At 42.3% G+C, this 17,919-nt stretch carries 9 protein-coding genes and 1 pseudogene; 4 read left to right on the forward strand and 6 right to left on the reverse strand.

Annotation, left to right across the window (positions count from 1 at the left end; genetic code table 11):
- Positions 1-70: 70 nt before the first annotated feature.
- Both C2M33_RS15330 and C2M33_RS15335 read right to left on the reverse strand, forming a co-directional pair.
- On the reverse strand, positions 71-1,795 hold the full coding sequence (locus C2M33_RS15330) for a sodium:solute symporter family protein (RefSeq protein ID WP_063703256.1): 1,725 nt from the start codon (positions 1,793-1,795) through the stop codon (positions 71-73).
- Between the two features lie 10 nt (positions 1,796-1,805).
- Positions 1,806-2,069, reverse strand: coding sequence for a DUF4212 domain-containing protein (locus tag C2M33_RS15335; protein ID WP_054551160.1), 264 nt, complete (start codon positions 2,067-2,069; stop codon positions 1,806-1,808).
- Between the two features lie 387 nt (positions 2,070-2,456).
- Between C2M33_RS15335 and C2M33_RS15340 the strand changes: the two genes are divergently transcribed.
- The gene (locus C2M33_RS15340; protein ID WP_063703255.1) at positions 2,457-5,897 is read left to right on the forward strand and encodes a PAS domain-containing hybrid sensor histidine kinase/response regulator; all 3,441 of its coding nucleotides are present in this window, start codon (positions 2,457-2,459) and stop codon (positions 5,895-5,897) included.
- A 9-nt stretch (positions 5,898-5,906) separates the two neighbouring features.
- Here C2M33_RS15340 and C2M33_RS15345 read toward each other — a convergent pair whose 3' ends face one another.
- Both C2M33_RS15345 and C2M33_RS15350 read right to left on the reverse strand, forming a co-directional pair.
- Positions 5,907-8,510 (reverse strand): DUF2339 domain-containing protein, encoded by a 2,604-nt coding sequence (locus C2M33_RS15345; RefSeq protein WP_105174839.1) that lies wholly within the window; start codon positions 8,508-8,510, stop codon positions 5,907-5,909.
- 106 nt (positions 8,511-8,616) lie between these two features.
- Positions 8,617-9,978 carry a hypothetical protein gene (locus C2M33_RS15350; RefSeq protein ID WP_105174840.1) on the reverse strand — a complete coding sequence of 454 codons (1,362 nt, stop codon included), beginning with the start codon at positions 9,976-9,978 and terminating at the stop codon, positions 8,617-8,619.
- Between the two features lie 340 nt (positions 9,979-10,318).
- Here C2M33_RS15350 and purU point away from each other — a divergent pair, with 340 nt between their 5' ends.
- Complete coding sequence (gene purU, locus C2M33_RS15355) at positions 10,319-11,149, forward strand: formyltetrahydrofolate deformylase (protein ID WP_105174841.1); 831 nt, start codon at positions 10,319-10,321, stop codon at positions 11,147-11,149.
- 52 nt (positions 11,150-11,201) lie between these two features.
- Here the strand turns inward: purU and C2M33_RS15360 are convergent, their stop codons facing one another.
- The gene (locus C2M33_RS15360) at positions 11,202-11,852 is read right to left on the reverse strand and encodes a response regulator transcription factor (RefSeq protein ID WP_054551155.1); all 651 of its coding nucleotides are present in this window, start codon (positions 11,850-11,852) and stop codon (positions 11,202-11,204) included.
- A gap of 96 nt (positions 11,853-11,948) precedes the next feature.
- Positions 11,949-13,888 (reverse strand): annotated as a pseudogene (gene acs / locus C2M33_RS15365) (acetate--CoA ligase).
- Between the two features lie 282 nt (positions 13,889-14,170).
- On the opposite strand from acs, the gene C2M33_RS15370 reads away from it, so the two are divergent.
- Both C2M33_RS15370 and C2M33_RS15375 read left to right on the forward strand, forming a co-directional pair.
- On the forward strand, positions 14,171-15,337 hold the full coding sequence (locus C2M33_RS15370) for a DcaP family trimeric outer membrane transporter (RefSeq protein ID WP_105174842.1): 1,167 nt from the start codon (positions 14,171-14,173) through the stop codon (positions 15,335-15,337).
- Positions 15,338-15,531: 194 nt separating this feature from the next.
- Complete coding sequence (locus C2M33_RS15375; RefSeq protein ID WP_105174843.1) at positions 15,532-17,655, forward strand: TonB-dependent siderophore receptor; 2,124 nt, start codon at positions 15,532-15,534, stop codon at positions 17,653-17,655.
- Positions 17,656-17,919 lie beyond the last annotated feature (264 nt).

Below are 17,919 nucleotides of genomic sequence, written 5' to 3' on the forward strand. Positions count from 1 at the left end.
AAATAAATAAAAAGCCCGACTTAAGTCGGGCTTTTGAACTTCAAGAGTGTGTTCTCATTAAATGGTTTTATTAGTGCGCGTGTGCTGCGCTCGAACCTTTAGGGTTACGGATACCTTCAACCATTTCTTGGATTTCAACTGGTGTTTCAGCTGTTAGTTTCAGTACGATACCTGCAACTACAAAGTTAACAATCATACCAACTAGACCGATACCCTCAGGTGAAATACCAAATAACCAGTGTGCCGGTGCATTTAATTCAGGGCTTACGAACTTGAAGTAGATAATATAAGCCGCTGTAAATGTAATACCTGTCACCATACCCGCAATCGCACCTTCTTTATTCATCTTCTTAGAGAAAATACCCATAATGATGGCTGGGAAGAAGCTCGCCGCTGCTAAGCCGAAGGCAAAGGCAACAACCGAGGCCACGAACCCTGGCGGGTTAATACCAAAGTAAGCTGAAATCACAATCGCTATCATCGCTGCTAAGCGCGCAGCAAGTAGCTCTTGTTTATCGCTAATATCTGGTTTTAATGTACGTTTTAATAAATCGTGCGATACCGAGGTTGAGATTACCAATAGTAAGCCTGCTGTAGTTGATAGCGCTGCTGCAATACCACCTGCTGCAACCAATGCTACAACCCATGCAGGTAAGTCTGCAATCTCAGGGTTAGCAAGTACCATGATGTCGCGGTCAACTTTAACTTCGTTTGCGCTGTTTGGATCATCAATCTTACCTGCTGAGTAGAACATTTTACCGTCACCATTTTTATCGTTAAAGGTGATTAGGCCTGTTCTTTCCCAGTTTTTAACCCATGCTGGTGCTTCAGCGTACTCTGTACCGCTACCGTCTTTACCGTTAATTGTATCAATCATGTTTACACGAGCGAATGACGCTACAGCAGGTGCTGTTGTATAAACGATTGCAATGAAAACAAGTGTCCATGCAGCTGAGATACGCGTGTCTTTAACACGAGGAACAGTGAAGAAACGAACGATTACGTGTGGTAAACCTGCAGTACCAACCATTAGCGCGCCTGTGATTGCGAATACATCAATCATGCTCTTCGAGCCTTCGGTGTATTGCGCAAAGCCAAGCTCGGTACTGAGTCCATCTAGTTTATCGAGTACAAACTGTCCTGAGCCATCGCTAAGGGTTGCACCAAAACCTGTTTGTGGGAAGAAGTGACCTGTCATCATCATTGAAATGAAGATTGCTGGAACAAGGTAAGCAAATACGAGTACACAGTACTGAGCTACTTGCGTATATGTAATCCCCTTCATACCACCTAATACAGCGTAGAAGAATACAATCACCATACCAATGTAAACACCGGTCTCAATATCTACTTCTAAGAAGCGAGAGAAAACCACGCCTACACCACGCATTTGACCTGCGATGTATGTGAAACAGATAAAGATGGCACATAAAATTGCAACAACACGTGCAGCTTGTGAGTAATAACGGTCACCAATGAAATCTGGCACCGTGAACTTACCAAACTTACGTAGGTAAGGAGCTAAACAAAGTGCAAGTAGTACATAACCACCTGTCCAACCCATTAGATATACACCACCGTCATAACCCGCAAACGAGATAATACCCGCCATTGAGATAAACGATGCCGCACTCATCCAGTCAGCAGCGGTTGCCATACCATTTGCTAGCGGCGGTACACCGCCCCCTGCAACATAGAATTCATTAGTTGACCCAGCACGAGCCCAGATTGCGATGCCGATATAAAGCGCGAAGCTTAAACCGACGATAATAAACGTGAGTGTTTGAACATCCATTGCTTAGCTCCTATTCGTCTACGCCATATTTTTTATCTAACGTATTCATTTTGAAAACGTAAACAAAAATCAAAGCAACAAAGGTGTAAATAGCGCCTTGCTGGGAGAACCAGAAGCCGAGTTTAAACCCAAAGAAACGTATCTCGTTAAGTACGTCTACTAGTAAAATGCCGAAGCCAAATGACACGACAAACCAAATTGCTAATAATTTAAATAGCAGTGCGAGGTTTTCCGCCCAATAAGCTTTTGCTTGTTCTTCATCTTTAAAAGCCATTTTTTATCCCCTTATGCATTACAAAAAAGTAATGAGTGGTATTAGTTGTCATTAACTAAGTTAGCAAGGGTTCTGATTTATGGAATTGAGACCATAGTCGTAACAGCTAGTTTACGTTTACGTAAACTGCAAAACACCATTTGTTAATGAATGGTAAAAAACAATAATTAACAACAACTTAATCTATAAAGATAAATTTGCGAAATAGCGAAAATAGTAAAAACGAATGATCTGCGACATTAGTCTAATAACAGCGAACAAAACACCACTATCTTTTAAATATCAATAACTTGCTATTTATTAATTTTTATTGCAAAAAATCTAGCCATCGAAATCGCACATAATTCTGGTAAGGTAGTGTTATTACAATAATTACTGAATTTAAACATGACAGCTGCGCTTTTATTTGTTGCACTCGCCTATATTGGCGTGTTGTTTTGGTTGGCAAATTGGGGAGACAAAACCACTCCTCTTGCAAAAAGAATTAGTCACCACCCATTTGTTTATTCTTTTTCACTAGGGATTTACTGTACGTCTTGGACTTACTACGGTTCAGTTGGAACAGCAGCCACCAGCAGTTGGAATTACTTACCTATTTTAATTGGCCCTGCGCTGCTATTTTTCTTTGGCCAAGGGTTTTTACGTAAATTAGTACTGGTCAGTAAAAAGCAGAATATCACCACTATCGCCGACTTTATTTCAGCTCGCTATGGTAAACGGCAAACCACCGCGATTATGGTAACCATTATCGCTTTATTAGCGACGATCCCTTATATCGCTCTGCAATTAAAAGCACTGAGTGGCAGCTTCTTATTATTACAAAACGACGATCGTATTTCGGGGTCTATGCTGGCCCTTTCAGCAACACTTATCATGGCAATGTTTGCGATATTTTTTGGTACGCGTAAAGTCGATGTAACTGAATATCGCTCAGGACTCATGCTGGCTGTCGCTTTTGAATCTATGGTGAAATTACTGGCATTGGTGGCCGTTGCTGGACTTGCTTTATACACATTATTTAATTTAAGTACGGTGCAAACCGAGCAGCTTACGGGCTCTATTTGGCAGCACTGGCATAACTTCGACTTTTTTAGCTTTAACTTTATCGGCCAGTCATTAATGGCGGCAGCGGCGATTATCTGTTTACCAAGGCAGTTCCACGTAACTGTGGTCGATAACCAAGATAAACGCCATCTTTATACTGCCCGCTGGGCATTCCCCCTGTATTTATTACTGACTGCTGCAATGATTTTCCCTATTGCAACGGCAGCTATACACCCTGGCATTGGCAGTGGCTTCTCACCAGATAGCTTTGTATTAGCCCTACCACTGATGCACGAAAACGCCTTTTTAACGACCTTTGTATTTATCGGGGGTCTATCTGCGGCTACAGCGATGATTGTTGTAGCCACACTCACGCTCAGCACCATGATCTCAAACGATGTAGTATTGCCGCTAATGCTGCGTCGTAAGTTTAAACGTAATCTCATCACTAGCAGCTATAAGTCGCAAATCCTGTTAGTAAGGCGCTTCACAATTGCCGGCATTTTGATTTTGTCGTATTTCTACCAGCAATGGTTTGGTCATGGTAAAGCATTGGCTAGTATGGGTTTAGTGGCCTTTTCTTTGGTATCGCAATTACTTCCTGCAATTGTCGGTGGCCTATATTGGCGAAAAGGCCATGCTTATGGGGTTTATGCCGGATTATTAGCAGGCTTTATTTGCTGGGTTTTATTCTTAATGCTGCCTATTTTAGATGCGGGCAATACCTTAAACGCAGAGCTACAACAAACACTTATTACTCGTGGCACTCTAATCGCCTTGTTTGCCAATATTGGTTGTTACATTAGCTTTTCGCTCGGTGCAGATGAGCGTTTAATTGATAAAATTCAAGCTGCAGCCTTTGTAAATCCAAAAGAGCAAGCCGTGTTCGCCAGACGTTTAAATAAAAACGTTAAAGCCACCGTTTACGATTTTAAAGTGCTGCTGCAAACCTTCTTAGGCGTACAACGCTCGCAACAGGTGCTGGCTCACTTTGCGTTGTCGCATAACTTAGATGACAACAACGCGCACCCTGAACCTGAGTTTATCGCTTATTGTGAACGCGCCTTAACCGGTGTGCTTGGTGCCTCTTCAGCACAAGCGCTGATCCACACGGTTGCCTCTGGTAAACGCATGGCCTTTGAAGAAGTGGTTAACTTTTTTGATGAAACCACGCAAGCCCTGCAATTCAATCAAAACTTACTATTTACATCTCTTGAAAACCTCAGTCATGGTATTTCAGTTGTAGATAAAGAGCTTAATTTAGTGGCGTGGAATAAGCGCTACGCAGAGATGTTTGCCTACCCAGATGACTTTCTTGAAGTAGGCCAACCAATTGAAGATGTGCTTAGGTACAATGCCGAGCGTGGTGAATGTGGTCCCGGTGAAGTTGAGCGCCATGTAGAGAAGCGTGTACAGCATCTTAAAAACGGCACGCCCCATCACTTTATTCGCCACCGCCGTAATGGCCAAGTTTTCGAAATGATTGGTAACCCACTGCCAGATGGCGGCTTTGTAACAAGTTTCTCTGACATTACTGTGCATATCGAAACGCAAAATGCGCTTGAAGAAGTAAACATGGACCTTGAAAACCGTATTGAAGCGCGTACTCAAGAAATCCGTACTATCAATAAAGATTTACAAGCACAAATCGATAGCCGAGTACAAACTGAGCAAGCACTTACTTTAGCTAAAAAAGAGGCAGAACAAGCTAATGACAGTAAAACACGATTTTTAGCCTTAGCTAGCCACGATATTTTACAACCGCTGAATGCGGCGCGTCTGTACCTTGCAGCCATTGATGATAAAACCCTATCGAGCAACAACTTAAATAACTTTGAAAAGCTTGGCGCAAGTTTAGATTCGACAGTCCATTTGATGTCGGCGCTGTTAGAAATTGCCAAGCTTGAGCAAGGGGCAATGACCCCTACTCCACGCCACTTTAGTATTGATGACATACTTGCCCCGCTGAAAAATGAATACGCCATTATGTCGAGCGAAAAAGGCTTAAAACTGACGGTGCGTTCAAAAGGAATTATTGTTCACAGTGATATCACTTACTTACGACGAATTATTCAAAACTTAGTGTCAAATGCGGTTAAATACACCGATAGTGGCCGAGTTTTAATTGCTTGTCGCAAACGCAAACACCATTTACGAATTGAAGTATGGGACACAGGCCCTGGCATTACAGAAGTAGAGCAAGCGAAAATCTTTAATGACTTTTATCGTATTGAAGCCGGTGATAACAAAGGGGTGGGTCTTGGCTTAGGAGTTGTAAAACGAATGGCCGACTTACTCTCTTTACGTTTAGATGTAAGCTCAACGCCTGGCAAAGGTAGCCGCTTTAGTATTGAAGTACCTTATGGTGAAAGCCAGTTTATTCAACAAAAAGAGGCGCCTAAAAAAGGTGTTGAGAACCGCAGTGCGATGAATATTATTGCGGTGGATGATGACCCTGAAAACCTTAATGCCATGGCAAGCCTATTGCAAAAATGGCAGGCAAATTATCAACTCTTTGATCAAGTTGAAACCGTGATGGCCTATGCCAAAGAGCACCGAGCGCCCGATGTGATCTTAATGGATTATCAGTTGGGTCATGATTGCGATGGGATAACGCTTATTAAAACCCTAAGAGAAATTTGGCAAAGCCCTGTGCCTGCTATTTTAATCACAGCGGTGCGTGATGAAGCGTTAAAACAACAAACCAAAGCTGAGCAAATTCATTACCTTAGTAAACCCGTTAAGCCCGCAAAACTCAAAGCACTGCTTAATCACAGTGCTTAACAATACCACTTAAGGCAAAGCTACAGGCTTTGCCTTAAGTTTTTGGAATAACCAGCTAAGTGCCACTAACGACAAGCCTAAGCCGATAAACGAAATAGCTCGAAGTAATCCAGTTAAGTTTGCCATATCAATCAAAAACACTTTTAACACCACCAGCGCCAATAAGCCAAGGCCGAGCTTTTGTAATACCGTAATGGTTCTTAACTGCCCCACCACAACCACCAAGGCACCGATAACAAGCCAAACTAAAGAATAACTGTAAAGCTCGGCATCTGAGGTTGGCAAAGCAATATTTATAAACTCGCCTTGCCAGTTATGGCGAATTTCCGCATTGATATATAAAACACTCATCACACCCGCAAGAGCTGTAAACAGCTTTTGTAAATAGTGCTGAGATTGAGTTAGTCGGCTGGCCCAAATTGCAATACAGGCAGGGACTAACCAAAGTAATAATAGCCAGTTAATAATCGGCCAACTGCCTATATTTATCGGCTCAAAAAACGGATTTACTGCGGTAAAGCTTTTCAGCACTAACAAGCCACTCAATGTTAATAACACAAAACCTGCTACTTGATAGAGCTTAGCTAATTGCGCTGTAAAGCGTGAACGCAGTAAATAAACACAACCCAAGATGCCCCAGTTACAGGTTAATAAAATATGCTCATACACAGACAAGCTCTCAAAATCAGGGTAGCGCCCCACCAACTGATAGCTCGTCTCTGTGGTAATAAATAAAGCAATACAATGAAGCACCGCACCTTCTAGCCACACCCGAACAGATTGCAGCTGCCAGTGCCTCGCCGCTAAGTAAAATAAGCAAGCGCATACTGGGTACACAACCAAACTCCAATGCACACCGAGCAGCAGCGCATCACTATAATCAGCTGACCAAGGGGCAAAACTTAACCTAACAAGTAAAGCACCAACTAAACCTTTAAGCGGCCAAGTCGGAATGCTGAGTGCATGTTTATTAACATAAAAACTAATCAACAATACTTGCGCAGCAAGCGCTAAGGTTAAGCTACTGCCTTCAAGGAGCATGGTTAATGCCAAACTAATATTGGCATTGCCGCCAAGCCAGTAACTAAATACCCGCATTGGGTTCGTGCTGTTAATTGATAACTTAAATAACCAAGCAGACAGTGCGAGTAATACAAAGCACCAAACCGGGTATGCCGTTGTTAAGGCATGATCGGGCGTGATGATATATAAGCAACTAATAATCACAAAGCCTGAAAGTGAAGCGAGTAAGGTAAAGCCAAAGCGTTTAGGGTATTTACGGCCAAATAAAAACCCATAGCCAGCAAACAAAGCAATAAAAAACAGCCCTGCTCCGTAGTTTTGCCGAAATACAAAAAGTTGCTCAGAATAATCAACAGCATTGTGTTGCCCTATAAGCAAACACACCACATTCACAACAGCTATTATCAGCCAATGATCCCATGCACTGTTTTTTAATACCAAAAACAACAGTAAAGCCACTAACGACAACATACTAAGCTGCCAAGTAAGCAGTTGGTTACTGCTCATGAGTAAAAGATAAAGTGGCACGACAACAGCTAACAACAAAGGGTTGTCGGGTAGTTGTTTAAGTAGCGTTTTAAAGCGATGTGGGCGGTGTTCAATTTGCTTAATACTCAGCCCAAGGCGTGGAATAGCAATTAACAATACGATGCTAAATAGAGCATACAGATTAATAAACCAGTGCAGGTTTTTAGCTGCACTCATTGCAACTAGGTAATACCAGCCTAAATGACCCGCCCATAACAGATACCACAACCAATGCCGTTTTACGTAATGAGCAACTAGCGAAGCTGATACACTGACAAACGCAACATAGGTTAGCAGTGCTATAAAGTCATTACTCCCGGTATTGACCCAAACCGGCACGCTGTAGGCGCCAATAATACCAATGACCGCAAGCACTGGACCAAAACGCAGTGCCATCCAGCTTGCTGCTACAGAAACTAAGGTTAAAATGCTAAATGCAGGTAAAGCTTGGAGTAAGCCATAATGGCTATAGGCCAGCAAAGTCAATGCAAAACAACTAATAAAACCACCACTTGCCAGCGCTGCGGGAATATAGTTGCTAAACCCATCAAAAATAATACCTTTGCGATGTAAAACCTCAGCCGCGACAATTAAGCTCAAACCAAAAATAGCGCCAAGCGTGAGTCGCATGGTTTCAGATAATAAGCCTGCCTCCAGTGAATAGCGGGCCAAAAAGATACCGCCAAAGGCAAGTGCAACCGCCCCTACCCAAGTTAGCCAATTGGCTTTGATTTGTGTAACGAGTTGGCTTACTAGCGGATTTAAAGTCGCAGGCTTGGGTTTTGTTAGCTCTGGCTTTTTAGTGATTGCCTCAATTGGCTTACTAATGAATACAGGCTCTGGTTCAGATTTTGCAGTGTCAGTCAGATCGTCGTTTGAATTTTCAAACTGGTTTGCAGTATTTGTTTGTGGATGATGACTATATGTCGCGTTAAGTTTTACTCGAAGAGCTGCCACTTCTCGCTTTAAACTAGAGAGTTGAAAAAAGGCAAAAATACCCGCAATTGAGCCACCTACAACAACTAGTGCAAGTAATACTAGTAACGCAATACCGCCATCCATACCCTCTCCTTGTGTACGCTTTAAACAAAAAAGCAAAAAGCCTTAATTGTTTATACAATAAACACTTAGCAAGAGTAAAGAAACAACGATATTGCGTTTTAGCCGGTTAAGACTGTTCAGTCACCGTGCGCTCTAAGGTCATTTTGTAACCTGAATCAGTGGTTTCATCGTGTTCAATCACCAAGATATAGTTACCTTCTTCAGTAAAATCCATATCGCTTTGTTGTAAAAGCACAATCTGTTGGCCGTTATCTTCAAACACCACATAGGTTGTATAAACTTCGTTATCAACCACCTGCTCTTGTTGGTCGTATTGATCTAACCCTTCAACAACATTGCTAGTATCTTCAACCGTTTCACCATTGAGGGTGAAGTACACATCAACCTCGTCAATTTCTTGCCCTGCATAGCTATCAATTAAGTTAACCACAGTAACTGCATGGCTGTAGCTGCTTGGAGTTAGGTTTTCTTCAATGGTCATCATACGAGGGCCGTAATCTTTGTCATTGTAGAAAAGACCAACCGCACTTTGCTCACGTTCTAATGTCATTAAGAAGTTATCTACAATCGTGTCACCCGCTTCATCTAACATGGCGACGCTGTAACTATTTGGCGACATGCTCATGTATTCAGAGTAACTATCGTTGCTAACAACTTCGGTGTTAGTAGCCGTTGTGCCTCGGGTTACTTTAAACTGGGTTTGCGTGTACTCATCGATAGTATTGATAAAACGCAGCTGACCTTGCGCGTCTTGGTGGTTCAGTTGTGTTACAGAGCTACTAGCCGTTACGACATCAAGCGTAATACCATCTTCTTCTGTTGCATAACTTGGACGGATCATCGCCATGTACGTTGCTTCATCATTAAAGTACACGGTTGGTGATTCAAAAATCACATCTGTGCTACCGCTAGCGGTAATATAAATAGTGTAATAACCTTCCTCAAGCGTCGCTAATTCTGGTTCAACGAGGTATTGCGAAGTCATTAATAACTCAGCGGTATCAAATAAACCGTCGTCGGTAGCAACGTATACATCGTAAAGGTTATCTTCACCAACGATATTAAAAAAGCCAACATTGAATTCATCTTCATCGCTTGACGTCGGCACACTGAGCTCTGTAAACGTTGGTTCCGCAAAATCGCCATTCATTACTAGCAGCTGAGTTTGATCATTTTTAATTTTGATGGTTTCTTCATCGATAGTGATATAGCTATCGTTGGCATCAACATATTCAAAACTTAAATCATACTCCCCCGAACTGTAGTTATGACGAGTTGATACATCACCAAAATCTGCGCCCGAACGTTCAGTGTCATCAACAAATAAACGCGTGTATGGGCTGTTGTAAGAGCCATTGTACAGTTGCACATAGCCACTGTTGCTACTGCTGCTGTCGTCGCTTGAACAGGCAGCCAGTACCGAAAGCAAACTTGAGGCAACAATTGTTTTAAGCAGAGTGCTTTTCATGGAATTTTTTCCTTATTGTTTGTAATACCCCATTCTGACTCGAATAGTGCGAAAAAATTCTATGTTTTACAAACTATTACCTTCACTTACAGTTGCTTACGATAAAGTTAAAAAGTGTAGAAAATGATGTAGAAAAGCACTCAATTAATCATAATTATGGACAGAAAATCACATTTATAGTGAAAGCAGTTTACTTTTACACGAAAAGTAAATAATGATTACATTTTAGGCGCTTATACAATCAAATCAGATAAATTATTAGATAGTTAAATTTGCGCTATGCAGCACAAAAAAATTAGCAAATAATGGTGTTCACACAAACGGGATTAGAATGAGGACTATGAACACGATTTTAACCACACAATGCGATGATGATGTTGGTCTAATTGCCAAGATCACCGGCCTTTGTCATCAGCATAATTTAAATATCACACGTAATAACGAATTTGTAGATAAAGACGCTAAACGCTTTTTTATGCGTACAGAGTTAAGCGGCGTTATATCAGAGGACTTTTTACCAAGCCTTGCTGAGCTACTTCCTGATGGCGCAGAGCTTGCCCTGCACAGCAGCGAAAAAACGAAAGTGGTATTACTTGCTACCAAAGAAGCGCACTGTTTAGGTGGGGTATTACTTAAGCAATTCGAAAAAGCCTTAAACATCGAAGTATTAGCTGTAATTGCTAACTACGCCGACTTAGCGCCACTGGCTGCAGGCTTTGATGTGCCATTTCATGTGGTATCGCACGAAGGCTTAAGCCGTGCGGAGCATGATCAACAAGTCGGTGATTTAATTGCCAGCTACCAGCCTGACATTATTGGCCTTGCTAAATATATGCGTATTTTAAGCCCTGAATTTGTGGCGCGCTTTGAAGGTAAGATTATTAATATTCACCATTCATTTTTGCCAGCCTTTATTGGCGCAAAGCCTTACCATCAGGCATTTGAGCGCGGTGTAAAAATTATTGGCGCGACCGCTCACTTTGTTAATAATGAGCTCGATGAAGGGCCGATTATTTTACAAGATGTGACGCATGTCAGTCATGCTGATACCGCAGAGATGATGGCAAAAATGGGTAAAGATGTAGAGAAAACTGTGTTCTGTAAAGCGCTGCAACTCGCATCTGAACATAAACTGTTTATCAATGGAAATCGAACCGTGGTGTTCGCTTAAGCAATAAAATGAAGAGGCTGAGTGGCCTCTTTATTGTTTTTATTATCTTTTGTTATGCCGACTCAATAGGCTCTAATTGTAACTTAGAGGCAATTAATACCGCTTGAGTACGGTTATACACACCTAGCTTTCTAAAAATTGCTGTAATGTGTGCTTTAACGGTTGCTTCAGAAATATGTAACTCGTAAGCAATCTGTTTGTTTAACAAGCCTTCGTGCAAGTATTGCAACACCTTGTATTGCTGCGGCGTCAGTGAAGCCACTTGCGCTGCAATTTCTTTGTCTTCGCCATCTACGGCAGCCACTTTATCTTTAAGTTCAAGTGGAAGCCAAACATCGCCTTCAAGTATGTGGTTGATTGCCAGCGCAATATCATCTGATGAAGATGATTTAGGAATAAATCCCATCGCACCATAACCCATTACTTTAGAAACTACATTGATGTCTTCGCTGCCAGAAACAACAGCTATTGGTAAGCTTGGATAGTCTTCGCGAATGCGAATAAGGCCGTATAAATCGCCATTGCCTGGCATGTGAAGGTCTAGTAGTAAGATATCAAGATCTTCTTGCTCGCTCAGCACCTGCAAAGTGGTATCAAAGTTTTCCGATTCAAACACTTCTAAATCAGCGAACTTAGCACTCAATGCCCCTTTCAGTGCTTCACGAAATAACGGATGATCGTCCGCTATTAAAAACTGACTCATGGTTCACTCCTAATAAATTCGGCTGACACCTATTTCTAAGTGACAGCCGATATACTACGTTTAGAATCAACTTCTAATCAAGTTTTTAACGCGATTTTAACGATTTAATCGGTTTTCGATTAGCTCATCAACAACGCTTGGATCGGCTAGTGTAGAGGTATCACCAAGCTGTTGGTGCTCATTTGCCGCAATTTTACGTAAAATTCGACGCATGATCTTACCAGAACGAGTTTTCGGTAAACCTGGAGACCATTGGATCATATCTGGTGATGCAATTGGGCTTAACTCTTTACGAACCCAGTTACGGACCTCTTTGGTTAGTTCATCGCTTACTACAACACCCTCATTTGGAGTGATGTAAACATAGATGCCCTGACCTTTAATATCATGCGGGTAACCCACTACAGCCGCTTCTGCTACTGCTTCGTGAGCAACCAATGCACTTTCGATTTCGGCAGTACCTAGGCGGTGACCTGATACATTTAGTACGTCATCTACACGGCCTGTGATCCAGTAGTAGCCATCTTCATCACGGCGACAACCATCACCTGTGAAGTACACACCTGGGTATGCTGAGAAATAGGTTTGTTCAAAACGCTCATGGTCGCCATACACTGTACGAGCTTGTGATGGCCAGCTATCTAGAATAACAAGGTTACCGTCAACCGCGCCTTCGAGTGTATTACCTTCAGCATCAAATAAGGCTGGTGCAATACCAAAGAATGGACGAGTTGCCGAGCCTGGTTTCATATCTGTCGCACCTGGTAATGGTGTGATCATGATGCCGCCAGTTTCTGTTTGCCACCACGTATCTACGATTGGACAGTTTTCATTACCGATGTGCTCGTAATACCATGCCCACGCTTCAGGGTTAATCGGCTCACCTACAGAACCCATGATACGTAAACTATTTCGTGTTGAAGTCGCTGTTGGCTCATCGCCTTTCGCCATTAATGCACGAATAGCTGTTGGTGCTGTATAAAGGATAGTCACGTTATGTTTATCAATCACTTCACCCATACGGCCCGCCGTTGGGTAAGTTGGCACACCTTCAAAAACCACTTGCGTGCAGCCATTCACTAATGGACCGTAAGCAATGTAGCTGTGACCTGTGATCCAGCCCACATCGGCACTACACCAGAAAATATCGTCTTCTTTAAGATCAAACACATATTCATGTGTCATCGATGCATAAACGAGGTAACCACCAGTAGTATGAACCACCCCTTTTGGTTGACCCGTTGAGCCTGAAGTGTAAAGAATGAAAAGCGGATCTTCTGCATTCATTGGCTCTGGCTCACACTCAGCTGGTAAGTCAGCTACAAGCTCATGCCACAAATATCATGGCTATTCCATTCAATTTCACCACCTGTAAGTTGATGAACAATAACGTGCTCAACGGTGGTTACTGAGTCTTGTGATACCGCTTCATCAACATTTGCTTTCAGTGGTACGCAGTTACCAGCACGACGACCTTCGTCTGATGTAATCACCACTTTAGCGCCAGAGTCATTAATTCGGTCAGCAATCGCTGATGGAGAGAAACCACCAAATACCACAGAGTGAATCGCACCAATACGCGCACACGCTTGCATAGCGTAAATAGCTTGCGGTGTCATAGGCATATAAATAGCAACGCGATCACCTTTTGATACGCCTAACTTTTTAAGGCCATTGGCTAATTTTGCGACTTCGTCGTGAAGCTGTTGGTAGCTGATATTTTCGCTGTGTTCAGGGTTATCGCCTTCCCAAATGAGGGCTGTTTTATCGGCTTTAGTGGCAAGGTGGCGGTCAATACAGTTATAAGATGCGTTAAGTTGGCCGTCTTCATACCAGCGAATGCTGATGTGGCCTTTGTCGAATGAGGTGTTCTTTACTTTATTATAAGGAGTTGACCAATCAAGGCGTTTACCGTGCTCTCGCCAAAATCCTTCAGGGTCATCAATAGATTGCTTATACAGTGTATTATATTTATCGTTATCAACTAATGCTGCATTCTTGATATGCGCTGGTACTGGATAGATACTTTCTGACATTGTTGTCGTCTCCATTTTAATTACTTGCCTACGGCCTGCTTCAAGGATCACTCAGCAAAGCCCCTGAAAGTATTAGACCTTAGTTGTATATCTTGTCATTTCACAAAAAACTTCTAAATCGCCTTCTATAATCTAGTCCAATGTACGCCGGTAAGCGATTTTGAACCACTTACCACCTTAGTCTAATAGACCAATAGATAATTGAGAGAAGTCATTTCTTAAACAACAGTGATACAACAACATTAATGCAATCAACAAGTAGCTTCGACAGGAATACACATTATGACAACAACAAAAGTAACCGCATTAAAAACACTGACAGCTTCAGCTGTTTTATGTGCACTTGCAGGTACCGCTAACGCTGCAACCATTGGCAACACAGACGTTTCTTATGGTGGCTATGTAAAACTTGATGCCATGTGGAGTGATTACTCTGCTGGCGTACCAGCTGGTGGTAGCATTGGCCGTGACTTCTATGTCCCTGGTACAACACCGGTAGGCGCAGACAGTGACAGCGATGCAGTATTCGACATGCATGCACGCCAATCTCGCTTTAGCCTTGGCACAGCAACTAAGCTAGATGATGGTAAAACGATTAATACCAAAATCGAAATCGACTTTATTGCTTCAGCGCCGGGCGGTAACGAACGTGTCAGTAACTCTTACGCACCACGTATTCGCCAAGCATTTGTAACTTATGATGGTTGGCTATTTGGTCAAGCATGGTCAAACTTCCAAAACGTTGGCGCATTGCCAGAAACACTTGATTTCGTCGGTCCTGCTGAAGGTACTGTGTTCGTGCGTCAAGCACAGGCACGCTACACCACAGGTAACTGGTCATTCTCTATCGAAAACCCTGAGAGCACTGTTACAGTAGGCGGTGCACGTGTTGCCACTGATGATGCATCAATGCCTGACTTTACAGCACGTTATGCGCACAAAGCTGATTGGGGTGAATTAGTATTTACCGGTCTTGCTCGTCAATTAACTTACAAACAAAATGGCATTGATGCAGATACTTCATCGTTCGGTATCAGTGCATCTGGTAAAGTTAATTTTGGTCAAAACAACTTAAAATTCATGCTAACCCAAGGCTCAGGTCTAGGCCGTTACATTGGTTTAAACGTAGCAAATGGTGCTGTGCTTGACGGTGATGATTTAGACGCGATTGATTCAACATCGGGTTTCATTGCCTATCAACAAAACTGGAACAGCCAATGGCGTTCAACTTTCCTTTATTCATTCTTCTCAGCTGATAACAACACAGACTTACTTGCTGTATCTGGCGACCCAACTAAAACGAGCCAAAGCTACAGTGCGAACCTTTTATACTCACCTGTTAAAAAGCTAACCTTTGGTGTTGAATTTAAACATGCGGAGCGTGAGCTTGAAAGTGGTACTGATGGCGATATGGATCGTCTGCAGTTCTCTGCAAAATACGTATTTTAAGATTTAAGCTTATTTTACTTCCTGAAGCGGCTTCGGCCGCTTTTTTTTATTTCTGCTTTTTATTAACAGTGATCCACTTTTATCTTTTTGCAAACCATAATTCACTAAAACAGAAAAACCTAATTGCAAATTATTTTCATTTAGATTAAATTACGCATTAATTTCACTATACATTGAACTAATTGGAACTTCGCATGTCATCAACAACATTTTTGCGCTTATCTCAATTAAGCCTAGTGACCTCAGCACTTTTAAGTGGCCACGCTCTTGCAGAACAACAAAAAGAAGAACAAGCAATTGAAAAAATTGCCGTGTATGGCCAGCATCATAAAAACTACATCACAGAAGAAGCACAATCAGCGACCAAATTAGGGCTAACCATTAAAGAAACACCACAGTCAATCTCTGTTGTTTCACGTGCATTAATGGATGACTTTTCACTCGATAACCTTAATGCTGTGTTAGAAAGCACACCGGGTGTGACGGTTGAGCAAATCGAAACTGACCGTACTTATTTTAAAGCTCGCGGGTTTGAGATCACCAACTTCCAAGTTAATGGCATGGGCATGCCACAAGATAACGGTTCAATCCAAGGTACTCTTGATACGTCTATTTTTGATAGTGTTGAAATTGTACGTGGTGCCAATGGTTTAATGACAGGTGCGGGTAATCCATCAGCAACCGTGAATATGGTTCTAAAGCGCCCTACTTACCAAACACAAGTTAATGCGTCTGTATCGTATGGCTCTTGGGACAACAAGCGTTTAGAGCTTGACGCTTCAACTGCTATCAACGAAAACCACGCTGTACGTGCTGTATTCACCAAGCACAAAACCGAGTCATACCTTGACCGTTACGAGCAAGATAAAACAATTTATTACCTAGCCTACGAAGGTCAGCTAACTGACAGCACAGTAGTCACTGCAAACTACGTAAATCAAAAGAAAGATGCTGACAGCCCACTTTGGGGTGCCTTACCGCTTTATTACAGCGATGGTTCAGCAACAAACTTTGATGCTTCAACCAGCACTGCGTCTGATTGGTCTTATTGGAATAATACAACTGAGCAGTTGTTCTTATCAATTGAGCAAGCAATTACCAATACTTGGTTCTTAAAAGCCAGCTACGCACACCTAGAAAATGAGCAAGACTCAGAGCTTTTCTATGTTTATGGTACACCTGATAGAGAAACAGGTCTTGGCTTAACGGGTTATGCGAGTGAATATGACCACAAAGATAAGCACGATATTTTAGATATTTACGCAACGGGTAAATTTGATTTATTTGGTATGGAACATGATCTGTCGTTTGGTGTAAACCAAGCAGATATGGATAACAAAGATAAATCATTGTATGACCGTACAACAGGCAATGGTTTCCCTGCAATGCCTGAGCTAGGTGGTTGGGATGGTGTTGCGCCAGTGCCAACACTTACCGATGGTTTAACAGGTGCTGATATCACCAGCCGTCAACGCTCAGCGTATATTTCAACACGTATCCGTGCAACTGACTCATTCAGTGTTTTAGCGGGTGTGAGCCAAGTAAATTGGGAAACTGAAGGGGCCTCTTACGGCGTAGCAAAAGACAAAGACACTGACCAAACCGTGCCTTACTTCGGTGCTGTGTATGATATCAACGAAAGCTTATCAACTTACGCAAGCTATACAGAAACCTTTGTTCCACAAACAGAGCGTGACATCAATGGCGATTACTTAGACCCAATCACAGGTAAAAGCAGTGAAATTGGTGTAAAAGCGCAGTTACTTGATGACAATTTATTTGTCACTGTTGCTTATTTTGACGCTAAACAAGTAGGCCTTGCGATTGCCATTCCTGATTCATTACCTGATGACACTCGTTACTATGGCGCAGATGGCATTAACAGCGACGGTATTGAAGTAGAGCTTAGTGGTCAAATCAACGAAACACTAAGTGCGAGCTTTAGCTACAGCAACCTAAACATTGATGGTGATGAATTAGTAAAAGACTACACGCCTGAAAACCAGTTCAAACTTGCTGTCACTCATAAAGTGCCTGAGATTGATGGTTTAACCTTTGGCTTAAACTATCGTTGGCAAGACGATACAAAACGCGTACAAGTGCGTGATGCGGCAACAAATGCTGCACTTATCACTACTACGCAAGATGCTTACGGCCTATTAAACCTAATGGCAACCTACGATATTAATGACAATATGAGCGTTAACTTGAACGTTAATAACGTGACCAACGAAAAATACATCCACAGCCTTTTCTGGGCACAAGGTTATTACGGCGCACCACGTAACTACTCAGTGTCTTTCAACTGGCAGCTGTAAGCTTTGAGCTAGAAGCTGAAAGTTTTAAGCTTTAAGTACATGAAAAGCCGCATCATATGCGGCTTTTTCATGAAAGAGTTGCAAGAGTAAAGTTAGAAAGGGGAAAGTTACAGGCACTATCGAGTGTTCTGACAGCTAAAAGCGACACGAAACCATTGAATACCGCCAACAATGTAGTGATTAAACGCGATATAAAATCGCTGCTACAAACTACTGCCTGATCCTGTAACGGCAGTTTGTCCCGCTTCAAAACGCTTTACTCTT

It is taken from the genome of Pseudoalteromonas sp. T1lg122 (assembly GCF_002964825.1).
In the GTDB taxonomy this organism is placed as follows: domain Bacteria; phylum Pseudomonadota; class Gammaproteobacteria; order Enterobacterales; family Alteromonadaceae; genus Pseudoalteromonas; species Pseudoalteromonas gelatinilytica.